Source organism: Plantactinospora alkalitolerans, assembly GCF_015690345.1.
In the GTDB taxonomy this organism is placed as follows: Bacteria; Actinomycetota; Actinomycetes; order Mycobacteriales; family Micromonosporaceae; genus Plantactinospora; species Plantactinospora alkalitolerans.
Genome location: NZ_JADPUN010000171.1, coordinates 1 through 15,150, shown reverse-complemented (window position 1 = coordinate 15,150; position 15,150 = coordinate 1). Strand labels below are relative to the sequence as shown.

Genomic DNA, 15,150 nt, shown 5'->3' with positions numbered 1-15,150 from the left:
ACCGTGGCGAAGGCCGCGGCCGACGCGCTGAGGGCCGGCTCCACCAGTTCGGCCGGGGTCCCGGCCAGGTGGCCCGACGGGGTGAACGGGTTCTCCGTCGGGCCGCCCTGTCCGGTGATCGCCGAGGCGAAGGCGAGCTGATCGCCCGCCGAGTGCTGGAGGACCTGGGCGACGTTCCAGTCGCTGCACGGGGTCGCCCGCCCAAGGTCTGCGGCGGTCAGCGGTGCGGTGGCGTCACGCAGTGCCGTGTGGGCCCGGTCCAGGATCGTCCAGGTGGAGGTCGCGGTCATCGTGTCTCCTCGAGAAGGCGGTGCTGGAGCTGGCGTGGTCTTGCCGGTACTCCGGAACGGAACGGAACGTTCCGCTGCATTCGACAGTAGCGGAACGTTCCGTTCCGCACAAGTGCTACTCTGAGCGTGCTGCGGAAGTCACCAGAGGGACGGAGAGCGACCATGACAGAGCCGGACGTACGGGACGTCCTCAACGGCCGACGGGCCCAGGCCGCCCGGAACGACGGCGCGATCCTCGCCGCCGCACGAACGGTCTTCGTCGCGGAGCCGGATGCCCCGATCGGCGCGGTCGCGCGGGCGGCGGGCGTCGGGATCAGCGCACTGTACCGGCGCTACCCCAGCAAGGAAGCCCTGCTGGCCACGCTCTGTCTCGACGGGCTACGCCAGTTCGTAGCGATCGGACAGGCGGCGCGCGAGGTGGCCGACCCGTGGGAGGGGTTCGTCGAGTTCCTGCGCGGCATCGTCGACGCCGACGTCCACTCCCTCACCGTCTATCTCGCCGGTCGGTTCACTCCCACGCCGGAGCACCGTGATCTCGCGATGCAGGCGGCGGCGCTCACGGACGGGATCCTGCACCGAGCCCAGCAGGCCGGCGCCGTCCGCGACGACATCGAGAGCACCGACCTGCCGATGATCTACGAGCAGCTCGCCGCGATCCGTCTCGGGAATGCTGCGCAGATCCGCGAGCTGCGCCGACGCTACCTCGACCTGCATCTGGCCGGCCTGCGGTCCGCGGCGAGTTCGTACGGCTCGTTGACCGGCAGCGCCCCCACCCAGGCCGAACTCGGCGCCCGCTGGAACCGCTCCACCTGACGCAGCCTCGTACCGGGTCGGCAACCCGCCCGCCAGCACCGTCGGGCGGTCGCCTGCCGCCGACAGCCGCAAATCGTTGGACAGCGCGTACGCCCATGGCGAGGACGGCGGGCGTGCAGCAGGAGGAGATCTGGGACGTTGACGCTGCCCAGAACTACGACACGCCGGGCGCCGGCATGTTCGCCCCCGAGGTGCTGGGCCCGGCCGTGGACCGTCTCGCCGAACTCGCCGGCAGCGGAAGCGCGCTGGAGTTCGCCATCGGAACCGGCCGCGTAGCCGTACCGCTCGCCGAGCGCGGGGTGTCCGTCACCGGCATCGAGCTGTCCCGTCCGATGGTCGACCAACTGCGTACGAAGGCGGACGAGGCAACGATCCCGGTGGTCGCGGGGGACATGGCGGCCGCCACCGCCCCGGGGAAGTACACACTCCGGGCGGTCGGTCTGCCGGCCCGCCGTTCGTCGGTCGCCGTCACGATGCCCGTATCCGGCGCCTCGCACCGATCACCGCCCCTCGGGCTCACGGCGTCGGTCTGGCCGTGACGCAGGTGAGCACCCGGCCCTGTCCGCGAACCTCGGTCACTGCGGTGGTGGCGAACCCCTGGGCCCGGAGCAGCCGCTCGGTCGAGGTGAGGTTTGCGGTGGGGTGCACGGACATGGGCCGCTCGCCGAACACGTAGAGCCGCCCTCCGGCGGCCAGCAGGCTCCGCATCCGATCGATCTGTTGCGCCGCGGCGTCCAGCCAGAACAGGTTGACGTTCACGGCGTAGATCTTGGTGAAGTACCGGTTCGGGACGTCGACCGACTCGAACTCGGCACATCGGATCTCGGCCGTGCCCGAGTTGATGTGGTGGGCGTTACGTTCGGTCGCGAGCCGCGCCATCGTCGCCGCACGATCGATCGCGACGATCCGGCCGGTGCCAAGCCGGCTGGCGACCAGGGAGGCGGCCACTCCGCGACCGCATCCGATCTCCAACAGGCGGTCCTGGGGTGTGACATTCATCAGCTCGACCGCCCAACGCTGCCGGTAGGCGGCGGCCGTGGCCTGAGCCGATGTGCCGGGCATCGGGCCGGGGTCGTCGGCGGCGAGACCCGGATCGCGGGTCGGCAGGGCGCATCTCACCACGTCACTCGCCAGGCCAGGTTCTGCTCACACACCTGATTGCACCTCTCTGGGCGGCTGGATGCACCGTGCCCTTGGTCACCTACCGAACGGACTCAAGCATCCACGTACGACATTGCCGGCCGAGCGGACGGGCCGGGGGAGCGCCGGGTTCGGCTACCACCCCGCGACCGACCCCGCCGCCTCGCCGGAAGTGGGCGTCCCGCCGATGGTGAGCCGGGGTTGGAGTTCCCCCGGTCGGCGAGCGGAAACCCGCCCGTCCGACGGGCCGGCACGCCGGGGATGGCTTCCTCCCACGCAGTGCGGACCGAACAGATCACAGATTCTCCGGCGCGTCGGTCATCTGGTTGAGCAGCGGTACGAGCTGCTGCTCCTCGTAATCCAGGTGGGCTTCCAGCTCATCGGCCAGCCGGTCGAGTTCGGCTCCGATCGCCGCCCGGTCCCCGGTCTGGCTCAGTGACCGGACCTGGGCGAGGATGCGTGCCACCGTCCGGTGTTCGCTCCTGAGCCGCGTGAGGATCTCGGCAAGTTCCGGGTGGGCGCCGGCCAGGTGGGGAAAGAGGACGTCGTCCTCGCCCGTGTGGTGGGCGTGCAGGGCCTCGCAGAATGTCAGACAGTGCTCACGGAGGCTGGGTCCGAGGCTCCTGCTGCGGCGCAGTTCGGCGAGGTCGCGGCGGAAGCCGTCGTGCAACTTGACCAGCTCGTCGCCCCATGCCACGAGCCTGTCGTCGGGTGCGGTCAAGGCATCTCCTTCATCAGTGCGCCTGGAACCCGGGCCAGGGCGAGGTGGATGAATCCGAACAGGGCGGCGACAAGGGCGGAGACGGCGGCGACGCCGAAGCTCCAGCCGGCGGCGCCGCCGGAGAGCAGGGCCGCGGTGACCGTTCCGGCCAGGCTGCTGCCGACGATTCGGACGAGGGCGTTGACTCCGCCGGCGGCCGCTGTCTTGGCCGGCTCGACGTGTTCCACGGCCATGGTGCCGAGAGCGGCGTAGCCCAGTCCGATGCCGACACCGAGGACGCCGGCGGCGCCGTACAGGTCGGATGCCCGGTCGTGGCTGGCGGCCAGCCAGAGTGCGGCGACGGCCACGAGCAGGGAGCCGGTGCCGACCAGGGACGCCGCCGGGTAGCGGCGCATGAGGGGACCGGCGAGCAGTGAGACAGCCAGCATCAGGCCGGCGGTCGGCAGCAGGTACATACCTACCTGGAGCACCGAGGCGCCCAGCGTGCCCTGCGCCACCGCGGAGATCGTGGTGACCCCCGCGAACAGCGCGAATCCCAGCAGCATCGAAGCCACCGTCGCGCCGATGGTGGCGCGGTGCAGCAGCATCGGAATCTCGATCAATGGGGCTGCGGTACGCCGCGCGGTCAGCACCCATATCCAGGCCGTGACGGCGGCCCCGGCCAGCAGTCCCAGGGTGAGCGGCGAGGCCCATCCCCAGGCGGCACCCTTGCTGATCGCCAGCAGCAGGCAGACCAGCCAGGTCGCGACCAGGGTCGCGCCGACGAGGTCCGGACGGCCGCCATCCGCGTGCCGCTGTCGCGGTTCGCGGACGAGGAGCGCCACGAGGGCGAAGCCTGCCGCGCCGAGCCCCGCCAGCGCCCAGAACAGCCCGTGGTACGTCCCACCGACCAGCCCGGCAAGGATCATCCCGCCTCCGCTGCCGACGCCCATCATCGCGCTGAGCACACCGATGGCCGTCGGCAGCCGATCGAGGGACACCGTGTCGCGTGCGATGCCGATGGCCAGCGGCAACAGTGGAGCGGTGACGCCCTGCAACAGTCGTCCGGCGACGAGCCACGCGAGCGTGTCGGCCACGGCGGCGATCAGCGAGCCGGCCACCAGGAGGGCGAGGGCGCACAGCGCGACCGGTCGCCGGCCGTACAGGTCGCCGAGGCGCGACAGCAACGGAATGCTGACCGCGCCGGAGAGCAGGGCGCTGGTGAGTACCCAGGAGGCGGAGGCGAGCGGCACGTGCAGCTCGCGTTGGAGCACGGGCAGCATCGGGACCACCGCCGTCATCTGCAGGGTGGCGACGGCGACGGCGTAGGCGAGCACGCCGACGGCGAGCCAGGAAGACTTTTTATACACGTATAGAAAGTAACATGACGGCATGCCAGCGCGCACGGGGCGACCCCCCAAGATCTCCAGGGCGGACATCGTCTCCGCGGCGAACCGGATCCTCGACGCGGAGGGAACCCAGGGCCTGACCATGCGCAGGCTCGCCCGCGAGGTCGGTACCACGGCGATGGCGCTCTACCACCACGTGCGCGACAAGGACGAACTGCTCCGGTTGCTGCTCGACGAGTACGCGGCCAAGGTCGCGATACCTGAACTGCGAACGGAGGACCCCGTCGAACGCGTCGTGGCCGCAGCCACCGCGATGCGGGAGGCGGTGGCCGGCTACCCGTGGATCGTGGAGGTGCTCAGGGCGGACGACCTGCTGTCCCTGCGCGCGCTCTGGTACCCGGAGACAATCATCGACGGCCTCGTACACGCCGGGTTGACGCCGGAGGACGCGGCGGACGCGTACCGGATCATCTGGCACTACACGGCCGGTGAGATCAGCGCCCGAGTGGCCGCCACGCGTCGGCGCGAGGACGACAGACCGACGTACCGCAGCCAGGTCTTCGTCGACCTCGACCCGGAGGACCTGCCCCGGCTGGCGGCGCTGGGTGAACGCTGGGAGGAACTGACCGCCCGCGACACCTACGACAAGGGCCTACGCGCGATCGTCCGCGGCCTCCTTGTCGGTCACGTCTGACGGAACAGCCCCGAGACCGCGACGGTCCGGGCTCGGAGCCGAGTTCCGAAGAACGTCTCGGTTCAGTTCGGACTCGACAAGACCACGTTGATGAGCCAGTTGGACCGGCTCGAAGGCAGGGGCCTCGTCGTGCGCCACAGCGACCCCCGCGACCGCCGCCAACCCTGCCACGCTCGCGACAGCGGTGTTTGCGGACGGGACGCCGGACCTGCCGTCATGGTCAGATCGCCGTTCCCGGCGGGGATTTGAACAGGGGCGTCGCCTGGGCCGGATAACCGCCCTGGCCGTTTCGTAACGCGCTCGCCGCGATGCGAAGAAGATCGATGTTGACGCCGGCGGCACCACTTGGATCATGTACCTTCAGTTTCAGGTCGAGGCTCACCGCCGTCTCGCCCCACCCCTGCGCCTCGACGTTCAGGTGCGCCACTTTCTGGGATCCCAGGTGCGACAGGTACCCGAGCGGAGCGACCTGGACCTTGTCGGCCGCCGACAGAGCGTTGAGCTTGGACTGCTCCTTGGTGCTCGGGTTCTCGACCAGGTTGCGGAAGTCTTCGGTGCCTCCCAGATTGACCTGGTAGGAACTGACCAGGGTGAGTCCACGCTCCTTCAGCAACCGAAGCAACGCGTTGTGCACCACCGAGGTGCCGAACTGACTGGCCAGGTCGTCACCGAGCAGCGGCAGACCGGCTTCCTGGAACCGCTCGATCCACATCGGATCCCGGGCGACCGGGTCGGACGTGGTGTTGATGAAGGCGACACCTGCCCGGAGGGCCGCCTCCGCGTAGGCCCGGGCCGTTTCCGTCCGGCCGCTCGGCGCCGAGTAGAGCAACACCTCCGCCCCGGCCAGCGCCCCGGCCACCCGATCCACCTCAGCCGCATCGACAAGTCCCTTGGTCACCGGAACATCCGCCCTCGGAAGATCGCAGTCGAGGCGAGGGAAGTTGTTCGGCGGCAGAAAGATCGCCTCGGTCAGGTCCCTGCCGACCTTCCCGGCGGAGGTGGCGAAGGCCGCGACGAAGTCGATGTCACTCACCCCGAGCCCATCGATCGTCGCCCTGTTGATTCCCGCCAGGCTGCCGGTCTGGCGGTAGAAGGCGATGCCCTGTACCAACGCTGACGTGTTGTTACCGACACCCACGACCGCAACCCTCGCCCGTTTGATCATGGGCAGCAGGGTACTTGACGACACTCCCTGGTCAGCCGCGATCCTCGGCCGGACGCGACCCGGCATGCGGGTCCGGCCGAGCCGGATCTGACCGGTCAGGCTCCGGCGGCGGGCCGGAGCCCGCCGTACCGGCAACCACTCAGAGCTGGCCCACCTCGGTTCAGAGCTGGCCCACCTCGGTGATCCGGAGCACCGCCGCACCGACCGCGTCGGAGGCGGCGAGGTCGACCTCCGCGCTGATTCCCCAGTCGTGGTCGCCGTCCGGATCGTCGAGGATCTGCCGGACCGTCCAGCGGTCGCGCCCCTGCTCGATCATGAGCAGCGCCGGACCCCGGGCCGCCGGGCCGGTGCCGATCTCGTCGTACGCCTCGAAGTACGGCTCCAGCGCCTCGGCCCAGGCGTCGGCGTCCCAGCCATCCTCGGCGTCGAGCCCGCCCAACTCGTCGTACCGGCGCAGAGCGGCCAGCTCGACCCGGCGGAACAGGGCGTTGCGGACCAGCACCCGGAACGCCCGCACGTTTCCGGTTACCGCCGGAGGCTTGTCGTCGACCACCACCGTGGCCGCCTCACCCGGGTTGCGCAGCCGCTCCCACTCGTCGATCAGGCTGGAGTCGACCTGCCGGACCAGCTCGCCGAGCCACTCGATCAGGTCGATCAGTTCCTCGGTCTTGGCGTCCTCGCGCACGGTCTGCCGCAGCGCCTTGTACGCGTCCGCCAGATAGCGCAGCACCAGGCCCTCGGAGCGGGACAGCCCGTAGAAGCTGACGTACTCGACGAAGGTCATCGCCCGCTCGTACATGTCCCGGACCACTGACTTCGGGGCGAGCTGGTGGTCGGCCACCCAGGGATGTCCCCGCCGGTACATCTCGTACGCCGCGTCCAGCAGCTCGACCAGCGGCTTCGGATAGGTGACGTCGTCCAGCAGTTCGAGTCGGGCCTCGTACTCGATGCCGTCGGCCTTCATCTGGGCGACCGCCTCGCCACGCGCCTTGAACTGCTGCGCGGACAACACCTGGCGAGGATTGTCCAGAGTAGACTCGATCACCGAGAGTACGTCCAGCGGGTACGTGAGCGACGCCACGTCCAGCAGTTCGATCGCGGCCAGCGCGAGCGGCGAGAGCGGCTGGTTGAGCGCGAAGTCGAGCTGGAGGTCGACGGTCAGCCGTACCCGTCGGCCGGCCTCGTCCGGCTCGGCGAGCCGCTCGACCACGCCGCCGGCCAGCAACGCCCGGTAGATGGCGATGGCCCGGCGGATGTGCCGGCGCTGCGCGGCGGCGTCCTCGTGGTTGTCGGTCAGCAGGTGCCGCATCGCCGCGAACGCGTCGCCGGGCCGGCTGATCACGTTGAGCAGCATCGCGTGGCTGACGGTGAAGCTCGAGGTCAGCGGTTCCGGCTCGGCCTCGACCAGCCGTTCGAAGGTGGGCCGACCCCAGCCGATCGAGCCCTCCGGCGGCTTCTTGCGGACCACCTTGCGGCGCTTCTTCGGGTCTTCGCCGGCCTTCGCGAGGGCCTTCTCGTTGTCGATCACATGCTCCGGTGCCTGCACCACCACCGTGCCCAGGGTGTCGAAGCCGGCCCGACCGGCCCGGCCGGCGATCTGGTGGAACTCGCGCGCCTTGAGCAGCCGGGTCCGGACGCCGTCGTACTTCGACAGGCCGGTGAACAGCACCGTGCGGATCGGTACGTTGATGCCGACGCCGAGGGTGTCGGTGCCACAGATGACCTTGAGTAGCCCGGCCTGGGCCAGCGTCTCGACCAGCCGCCGGTACTTCGGCAGCATCCCCGCGTGGTGCACCCCGATGCCGTGTCGGACCAGCCGGGACAGGGTACGCCCGAACCCGGCGGTGAACCGGAAGTTGCCGATCGCCTCGGCGATCATGTCCTTCTCGGCCCGGGTGGCGACGTTGACGCTGGTCAGCGCCTGGGCCCGTTCCAGGGCGGCGGCCTGGGTGAAGTGCACGACGTAGATCGGCGCCTGGCGGGTGCTGAGCAGCTCCTCCAGGGTCTCGTGCAGCGGTGTCATCGCGTACGTGAACATCAGCGGCACGGGCCGCTCGGCGTTCTTCACCAGCGCCGTCGACCGGCCGGTACGCCGGCTCAGGTCGTCGGTGAACCGGGTGACGTCGCCCAGCGTGGCGGACATCAGCACGAACTGCGCCTGCGGCAGCTCGATCAGCGGGACCTGCCAGGCCCAGCCGCGGTCCGGCTCGGCGTAGAAGTGGAACTCGTCCATGATCACCATGCCGACGTCGGCCCGCTCGCCGTCGCGTAGCGCGATGTTGGCCAGGATCTCCGCCGTGCAGCAGATGATCGGCGCGTCCTCGTTGACGCTCGCGTCTCCGGTCAGCATGCCGACGTTCTCGGCGCCGAACATGTCGCAGAGCGCGAAGAACTTCTCCGAGACCAGCGCCTTGATCGGCGCGGTGTAGAAGCTGATCCGGTCCTCGGCCAGGGCCGCGAAGTGGGCACCGGCCGCGACCAGGCTCTTGCCGGAGCCGGTCGGGGTGCTCAGGATGACGTTGGCACCGGAGACGATCTCGATCAACGCCTCTTCCTGGTGCGGATAGAGGGTGAGGCCACGCTCCTGCGCCCAACCGGCGAACGCGTCGAAGAGGGTGTCTGGGTCGGCGCTGCCCGGCAGCTGGTCGGTGAGCGTCATAGCCGGTCAATGGTGCCTGGCCCGGCCCGGCAACGCCAGTCCGCCACCCGCCCGATGATCGTTTTCGGGTTGGGAGGGGGCCCTTGTTATCGGATTCTGTTGTAGAAGGGCCCCTTCCTAACCCCGTCCGGCGGACTCAACGGCGATGGAAGATCAGGTCGAAGATCCGGCGGCCGGCGGCGGTGCCACGGCGTTCGAACTTCGTCACCGGCCGGTGCGCCGGACGGAGTGCGTAGTCGGCGTACGGGTTCACCAGACCGGGATCGGCGGTCAGGGTCTGGAGCATCGACTCGGCGTACTCGGCCCAGTCGGTGGCGCAGTGCAGGGTGCCGCCGGGAACCAACCGGGAGCGGAGCAGGGCCACGTGCTCCGGCTGGATCAGCCGCCGCTTGTGGTGCCGGGGCTTCGGCCACGGATCGGGGAAGAAGGCGTGCACCGCGTCGAGGGCGTCCGGCGGAAGCAGGTACCGGACGAGATCGAGCGCGTCGCCCCGGGCGATCCGGACATTTGTCAGTCCGTGGCGTTCGGTCAGCGCGAGCAGGTTGGCGATGCCCGGGGTGTGCACCTCGACCGCGAGGTAGTCCCGGCCGGGGTCGGCGGCGGCCATCGCCGCCGTGGCGTCGCCCATCCCCGAGCCGATCTCCAGGACCACCGGCGCCCGGCGACCGAACAGGGCGACCAGGTCGATCGGCGCGCCCTCGTCCGGGACGCTCCAGCCCGGCGCGTCCTTGTCCGGGGCGCTCCAGCCCGGCGCGTCCTTGTCCGGGGCGCTCCAGCCCGGCGCGCCCTCGTCCGGGGCGCTCCAGCCCGGCGCGTCCTTGTCCGGGGCGCTCCAGCCCGGCGCGCTCGCGTCCGTCGTGTTCCGGGCCGGCGCGCCCACGTTCGGGGTGTGCCGGCCCGGCGTGTTCCCGGTCGGGATGGTCAGGCCGAATCGAGGCCACAGCCGGTCCAGCGCATCGAGGTGCCGCCCGCTGAGCCGGCCCCGGCGCGGATGGAAGGTGCGGACCCGGGCCAGCCGCTCCGGCGGCGCCACCTGGGCCGCTCGGGCCGACGGCACTCCGGCGATCTGCTCACAGCTGGAAAGGGTCACAGGAACGTGAGCCTACGCGACCGGCCCGGTCGACCGCCGATCCGGCCGAGAACGCCCGACCGGGTGTGCGCGGCGCCGCTGGATGAGAAGATTCCTCTGTACGGCAGGCCCCGGGGCGCCGCGCCCGGCCCTGCCGACGGCGCCGGGAGGGGGAACTGTGGCCACGGGTCGACGCACCGCGATCCTGTGCGGTGCCGCGCTCGCGCTCGGCGGGGTGCTGATCGCGCCCGCCCCGGCCCGAGCCGCCGACGTCTTCGTCCAGGTGAACCCGAGCACGGTCGAGGCCGGGTACATGGTCGGCATCAAGGCCAGCTGTACCAGCAACACCCAGCCGGCCACGGTCGAGTCGAGTGCCTTCGGCACCGTGACCGTAGAGCCGCAGGCCGGCTTCCTCACCGCCGTGGCGACGGTGCCGCAGAGCACCCGGGCGGACACCTACCGGGTCAGGTTGAGCTGCCCGGACGGCAAGAACGGGTCGACCCGGCTGATGGTGGTCGGCGCCACCCGGCCCAGCCGGGGCCCGGCGACCGGCTTCGGCGGTACCGCGGGCGAGGATCCGGGCGGCCTGCTGGTGACCGGCGGGCTAGTGACCACGGCGTTCGGCGCCGTGCTGGGTCTGATCGCCCTACGCCGACGGAGCCGGTCGGCGACGGCCCGCCGGATCTGACCCGGGTCTCCGGTCATGCCCCGCCTCTCGAGCACCCGTCGACCTCGCCTCGGCGCCCGGCACCCGGCGCCGCACCTGCGGCATCCGGCGGCGCGGGGCGGGGGCGCCCGCCAGCGTCGGAGCGTGATCGGGCCGCTCGCCATCGTCCTGGTGCTGGTCGGGATCTTCGCGACCGGGGCGGGACTCGGGCAGTCCTCGGGCGGGCCATGGAACTGGCTGGGCAGGGGCCACAAGGAGCCGCCGCGCGAGTTTCCGGTGCTGACGCCGAGCCGGCCGGTCAAGCTGGCGATCCCGTCGATCGACGTACGGGCTCCCGTGCACCGGGTCGGGCTCGCCGACGACGGTTCCATCGCCGTACCCGCGCTCGACTGGCACAACGAGGCCGGCTGGTACGAGCGCGGGCCGACCCCCGGCCAGTTCGGTCCGGCGATCATCGTCGGCCACGCGGACACCCGGACCGGCCCGTCGGTCTTCCACGACCTGGTCAAGCTCCGGCCCGGGGCCAAGATCGAGATCACCCGGCAGGACCGCTCGGTGGCGATCTTCGAGGTGAACTCGGTCGAGCACTTCGACAAGGGCAAACTGCCCGTGGAGCGGGTGTACGGCGACTACGGGCGCCCGTGGCTGCGCCTGATCACCTGTGGTGGCCGGTGGATCGGCGGCGGCACGGGCTACTCCGACAACATCGTCGCCTTCGCGTCACTTGTGGATTCCCGGGAACGCTAACCGGTCGTCCGGCTGGCCTGCTGGACCACCTCGAACTCCAGCAGCGTGGCCCCGGTGGCGACCGGCCGGGGCTGCTCGCCGCCCGATCCGCCCTCGGCCGGACCCCGGGCGTGCGCCTGCTTGGCCGGTCCGGCGGCCCAGGCCTGGTACGCCGCCTCGTCCTCCCACTTCGTGTAAACGAAGTACCGGGTGTCGCCCGACACCGGACGGAGCAGTTCGAAGCCGAGGAATCCCGGCGAATTCTCGACCGCGCCCTGTCGGGCGGCGAACCTGCGTTCCAGTTCCTCGCCGGCACCGGCGGGAACCTCGATAGCGTTGATCTTCACGACTGCCATGGCCCCACCTTACGAGTTCTGGGTTCAGCCGCCGCACCTTTGCCTAGTTCGGCGCCGGCTGGCCGCCGAGATCGGCGTCCACCACTATCGGGGCGTGGTCGGACGGGCCCTTGCCCTTGCGGGCCTCCCGGTCCACGTACGCCGCTCCGACCGCGCCGGCGAACGACTCCGTCGCGTACACCAGATCGATCCGCATGCCCTTGTTCTGGTGGAACATCCCGGCCCGGTAGTCCCAGTACGTGAAGGGATGCGGCCCCTTCATCGGCGTCGGTACGACATCCGCCAGGCCGAGGGCGCGCAGGTCGGCCAGTGCCTGCCGTTCCGCGGGGGTGACGTGGGTGGAGCCGACGAACAGCGCCGGATCCCACACGTCGGCGTCGGTCGGCGCGACGTTGTAGTCACCGCAGACCGCCAGTGGCCGGCCGGTACGCAATTCGGCGGCGAGTGCGTCACGCAGCACCGCCAGCCAGGCCAGCTTGTACTCGTAGTGCGGCGAGTCCGGGGTCCGCCCGTTCGGCACGTAGATCGACCAGATCCGTACCCCGGCGCAGGTCGCCGAGATCGCCCGGGCCTCCGGTTCCGGAAAGCCGGGTTCGTCGGCGAACCCGACCACGACGTCGTCCAGCCCGACCCGGGACAGGATGGCCACCCCGTTCCAGCGGCCGTCGCTGTGGCTGGCCACCGAGTAACCCAGCTCGCCGACCTCCTCGACCGGAAACGCCCCGTCGGGGCATTTCGTCTCCTGGAGGCAGACGACATCGGGCCGGGTGTCGGCGAGCCAGTCCAGCAGCCGGGGCAGCCTCGCCTTGACCGAGTTCACGTTCCAGGTCGCCAGACGCATGTGCCCAGCCTGCCGGATCAGGCGCCGCCGCGCGAAACGGAGCGCCGGGTGGCCGGTCGCCGCGCTCAGTTGCCCGGCGTGTCCCCCGGTCGGCCCTGCTCGGCGAGGAACCGCTCCAGCTCCGCACCGAGTTCGTCGGCGGTCGGCAGCGGCCCGGTCTGGTTCGCGAGCAGGTTCGGACCGCCCCGGCCACGGGTGAAGGCGTCGTACTGCTCCTCCAGCGCCCCGACCAGCGACGTCGCCTCGTCGGTCTGCGCCACCTGGCGGTCGATGTCGAGGCGTACGGCCTCGGCGGCGGTCCGCAACGTCTCGGTGGGCAGCAGCAGCCCGGTGGCCCGGGAGACCGAGGTCAGCAGCAGTTCGGCGGCGCCCGGGTACTCCGTCTGGGCAACGTAGTGCGGCACGTGGACGGCGAAGCCCAGCGCGTCCCGGCCCTGCTCGCCGAGGCGGAATTCCAGCAGGTTGCCGGCGCTGCCGGGCACCTGGATGCGTTGCAGCCACGACTCGTAGCCGCTGATCAGCTCGGGGCGGGTGGCGTGGGCGGTCACCCCGACCGGTCGGGTGTGCGGCACGGCCATCGGAATGGCGTTGAGCCCGAGGGTGAGCCGGACTCCGAGCCGGTCGATCAGGCCGGTCAGCGACGCGATGAACCGTTCCCACTGGAAGTCCGGTTCGGGGCCGGAGAGCAGCAGGAACGGCGTACCGGCGTCGTCGTGCAGCAGGTGCAGTTCCAGCTTCGGCTGTTCGTAGTGCTCCCAGTGGTCCTCGACGAAGATCATCGTCGGCCGCCGGGACCGGTAGTCGAGCAGCTGGTCGACGTCGAAGGTGGCGATCGTCCGGCAGTCGAGCGTCGACGCGAGGTGTTCCCGGGCCAGCCGGGTCGCGTTGCCGGCGTCGACGAAGCCGGAAAGCGCCTGGATCAGCACCGGCTGACCCAGTTCGGGCAGGTCATCGGTGAGCTGGTAGAGCTCGTTCGGGTCGAGCACCGGTCAGGACCTCCTCAACGGGGTACGCCGGGACGCGCCCGTGGCGGACGGCACCCCGATGTAGCAAACGCTGCCGCTATCTTGGTCCATTCCGCCGAGCCAGTCGGAGACGCCTGCCAGCATCGCCGTCCGGACCTCCGGCGGGGCAGCCGAGGCGTCGATGGATCCCCGGGCCAGCCTGGCCAGTTCCTCGTCGGTGCAGCCGAGCACGTCCCGGGCCAGCACGTACTGGTCGAGCAGGCCCGTGCCGAACAGCAGCGGGTCGTCCGTACCGAGCGCCACCGGCACGTCGGCGGCCAGCAGGGCGCGCAGCGGGGTCGACGCCAGGTCCGCGGTGACCCCGAACGGCGGATATGAGCTGGGGCACACCTCCATCGCGACCGACCGGGAGGCGAGCAGGTCGAGGGTCGGCGGATCGGCGGCGGCGGTGAGCCCGTGGCCGACCCGGTTCGCGCCGAGCAGCGTCACGCACTCCCGAACGTGCCAGGCGGCCTCGTAGAAGCCGCTGTGCGGGACCGCGAGCAACCCGGCGTCGGTCGCCGTCCGGACCGCCGGGATGAAGTCGGCGACCCGGCCCCGCCGCTCGTCGTTGGAGAGCCCGAAGCCGACGACGCCGGCTCCGGCGTACCGGGCCGCGATCCGGGCGACCCGCTCGGCCTGCTCCGGCGGTCCGGCCCAACTCGCCGCCAGGATCACTCCGGTACGGCCACCGGCGGCGCCGGCCAGCACCGCCTCCACCACCGGCTCCAGCCCGCCCAGCCGGGCGGCGTACGTCGTCGGGTCGACCTGGATCTCCAGCCAGCCACCGCCCTCGGCGGCGTTGTCCTCGGCGGCCTCGGCGACCACCCGGCGCAGATCGTCCGCGGTACGCAGTGCCGCACGGGCCAGGTCGTACCGGCTCTGGAACGCCGACCAGCCGTGTACGGCGCCGGTCGGCAGCGGATCGGGCAGCGGCAGCCCGTAGCGATCCGTCAGCTCGGTCAGGGTGCTCGCCCGCATAGAGCCGGTGAGGTGCAGGTGCAGGTTCGTCTTGGGCAGTCGACGGAGTTCTCGGGATGCCGGTCCGGTGACCCGTGCCATGACCCACGGTCTCACGGCGCGGCCCGGTTTGGGCAACGGGTGGGGCGCCGACCGGCCGAGTCCCGGGTCCTCCGATCGGGGGAGGGGGCCGGCGTCACGTTCGGTGCCGGTTGTTTCGAAGGTAAATGCCGGCCTGATCCCTGAAACGCAACATCCCCGAGATGTCGGCCTTGCCCGGGTTGGCCGGTGCCGCCCACGCCTGCGGGCCGCTGACCGGTTGGTCGATCGACGATTGTGGCCAGGGCCACTCGTTCACCCGCTGTAGTCGGATGTTTGGCTGCCTAGCCTCGTCGGATGCCTGTCGACGACCGTTCTGAGACCGTGAACGCCGCCAAGCCCGGCACTGTCCGATCGGCCGAGGTCCCCTCCACCGACCCGGCATCCCCGTCGGAACCGAGCCGACCGACCAACGCCGCCCTGCTCCGGCTGACCCTCCTGCTCGCCCGGCTCTGGACGCTCGTCCGGACCGGATCGGCCCGACTGCGGGACGCCATCGAGCCGGAACTGGCTCGGCTGCGCGCCAGCGGGTCGGTGCTGCGGCGGGCCGTCGCCGGAGCAGCCCGGCCCGTGCTGGTTCGCGCGCGGCGGTCCGCGGCCTTCCGGGCCGCCGAGCGG

General features: G+C 71.1%; 17 protein-coding genes and 1 pseudogene. 7 read left to right on the top strand and 11 right to left on the bottom strand.

What is annotated here, in order from left to right; all coding sequences use genetic code 11:
• On the bottom strand, nt 1-290 hold a 290-nt coding region (locus tag I0C86_RS18030), incomplete at its 3' end, for a maleylpyruvate isomerase N-terminal domain-containing protein (protein ID WP_196202407.1).
• A 162-nt stretch (nt 291-452) separates the two neighbouring features.
• Between I0C86_RS18030 and I0C86_RS18025 the strand changes: the two genes are divergently transcribed.
• Both I0C86_RS18025 and I0C86_RS18020 read left to right on the top strand, forming a co-directional pair.
• Nucleotides 453-1,103 (top strand): TetR/AcrR family transcriptional regulator, encoded by a 651-nt coding sequence (locus I0C86_RS18025; protein WP_196202406.1) that lies wholly within the window; start codon nt 453-455, stop codon nt 1,101-1,103.
• A 95-nt stretch (nt 1,104-1,198) separates the two neighbouring features.
• The gene (locus I0C86_RS18020) at nt 1,199-1,642 is read left to right on the top strand and encodes a class I SAM-dependent methyltransferase (RefSeq protein ID WP_230394340.1); all 444 of its coding nucleotides are present in this window, start codon (nt 1,199-1,201) and stop codon (nt 1,640-1,642) included.
• Here the strand turns inward: I0C86_RS18020 and I0C86_RS18015 are convergent.
• The 3 genes from I0C86_RS18015 to I0C86_RS18005 all read right to left on the bottom strand — a co-directional run bounded on the left by I0C86_RS18015 (nt 1,620) and on the right by I0C86_RS18005 (nt 4,313).
• Nucleotides 1,620-2,225, bottom strand: coding sequence for a class I SAM-dependent methyltransferase (locus I0C86_RS18015; protein ID WP_196202405.1), 606 nt, complete (start codon nt 2,223-2,225; stop codon nt 1,620-1,622). The two genes, I0C86_RS18020 and I0C86_RS18015, sit on opposite strands and share 23 nt — an antisense overlap.
• A gap of 313 nt (nt 2,226-2,538) precedes the next feature.
• On the bottom strand, nt 2,539-2,964 hold the full coding sequence (locus tag I0C86_RS18010; RefSeq protein ID WP_196202404.1) for a hemerythrin domain-containing protein: 426 nt from the start codon (nt 2,962-2,964) through the stop codon (nt 2,539-2,541).
• Nucleotides 2,961-4,313 (bottom strand): MFS transporter, encoded by a 1,353-nt coding sequence (locus I0C86_RS18005; RefSeq protein WP_196202403.1) that lies wholly within the window; start codon nt 4,311-4,313, stop codon nt 2,961-2,963. The genes I0C86_RS18010 and I0C86_RS18005 overlap by 4 nt, the downstream gene beginning before the upstream one ends.
• A gap of 22 nt (nt 4,314-4,335) precedes the next feature.
• Between I0C86_RS18005 and I0C86_RS18000 the strand changes: the two genes are divergently transcribed.
• Both I0C86_RS18000 and I0C86_RS45485 read left to right on the top strand, forming a co-directional pair.
• Nucleotides 4,336-4,986, top strand: a complete 651-nt coding sequence (locus tag I0C86_RS18000; protein ID WP_196202402.1) for a TetR/AcrR family transcriptional regulator — start codon at nt 4,336-4,338, stop codon at nt 4,984-4,986.
• Nucleotides 4,987-5,055: 69 nt separating this feature from the next.
• Nucleotides 5,056-5,235 (top strand): annotated as a pseudogene (locus I0C86_RS45485) (MarR family transcriptional regulator); the annotation flags it as partial.
• On the opposite strand, the gene I0C86_RS17990 reads toward I0C86_RS45485, so the two are convergent.
• The 3 genes from I0C86_RS17990 to trmB form a co-directional block, all read right to left on the bottom strand.
• Nucleotides 5,207-6,151: an inositol-3-phosphate synthase gene (locus tag I0C86_RS17990; protein WP_196202401.1), complete on the bottom strand. Its 945-nt coding sequence runs from the start codon at nt 6,149-6,151 to the stop codon at nt 5,207-5,209. The pseudogene I0C86_RS45485 and the gene I0C86_RS17990 sit on opposite strands and share 29 nt — an antisense overlap.
• 160 nt (nt 6,152-6,311) lie before the next feature.
• Complete coding sequence (locus tag I0C86_RS17985; protein ID WP_196202400.1) at nt 6,312-8,810, bottom strand: DEAD/DEAH box helicase; 2,499 nt, start codon at nt 8,808-8,810, stop codon at nt 6,312-6,314.
• Nucleotides 8,811-8,946: 136 nt separating this feature from the next.
• Nucleotides 8,947-9,843, bottom strand: coding sequence for a tRNA (guanosine(46)-N7)-methyltransferase TrmB (gene trmB / locus I0C86_RS17980; RefSeq protein WP_323373706.1), 897 nt, complete (start codon nt 9,841-9,843; stop codon nt 8,947-8,949).
• Between the two features lie 214 nt (nt 9,844-10,057).
• On the opposite strand from trmB, the gene I0C86_RS17970 reads away from it, so the two are divergent.
• A complete protein-coding gene (locus I0C86_RS17970; RefSeq protein WP_323373705.1) occupies nt 10,058-10,567 on the top strand; it encodes a hypothetical protein in 510 nt (169 codons plus the stop codon).
• A 123-nt stretch (nt 10,568-10,690) separates the two neighbouring features.
• Nucleotides 10,691-11,293, top strand: coding sequence for a class F sortase (locus I0C86_RS17965; RefSeq protein WP_323373704.1), 603 nt, complete (start codon nt 10,691-10,693; stop codon nt 11,291-11,293).
• Here I0C86_RS17965 and I0C86_RS17960 read toward each other — a convergent pair.
• From I0C86_RS17960 to add, 4 genes are all read right to left on the bottom strand, one after another.
• Nucleotides 11,290-11,628 (bottom strand): antibiotic biosynthesis monooxygenase family protein, encoded by a 339-nt coding sequence (locus I0C86_RS17960; RefSeq protein ID WP_196202398.1) that lies wholly within the window; start codon nt 11,626-11,628, stop codon nt 11,290-11,292. The two genes, I0C86_RS17965 and I0C86_RS17960, sit on opposite strands and share 4 nt — an antisense overlap.
• 43 nt (nt 11,629-11,671) lie before the next feature.
• Nucleotides 11,672-12,469, bottom strand: a complete 798-nt coding sequence (locus I0C86_RS17955) for an exodeoxyribonuclease III (RefSeq protein ID WP_196202397.1) — start codon at nt 12,467-12,469, stop codon at nt 11,672-11,674.
• A 65-nt stretch (nt 12,470-12,534) separates the two neighbouring features.
• Nucleotides 12,535-13,455, bottom strand: coding sequence for a proteasome assembly chaperone family protein (locus I0C86_RS17950; RefSeq protein WP_196202396.1), 921 nt, complete (start codon nt 13,453-13,455; stop codon nt 12,535-12,537).
• Nucleotides 13,456-13,458: 3 nt separating this feature from the next.
• Nucleotides 13,459-14,535, bottom strand: a complete 1,077-nt coding sequence (gene add / locus I0C86_RS17945) for an adenosine deaminase (RefSeq protein ID WP_196202395.1) — start codon at nt 14,533-14,535, stop codon at nt 13,459-13,461.
• Nucleotides 14,536-14,829: 294 nt separating this feature from the next.
• On the opposite strand from add, the gene I0C86_RS17940 reads away from it, so the two are divergent.
• On the top strand, nt 14,830-15,150 hold a 321-nt coding region (locus I0C86_RS17940), incomplete at its 3' end, for a hypothetical protein (RefSeq protein WP_196202394.1).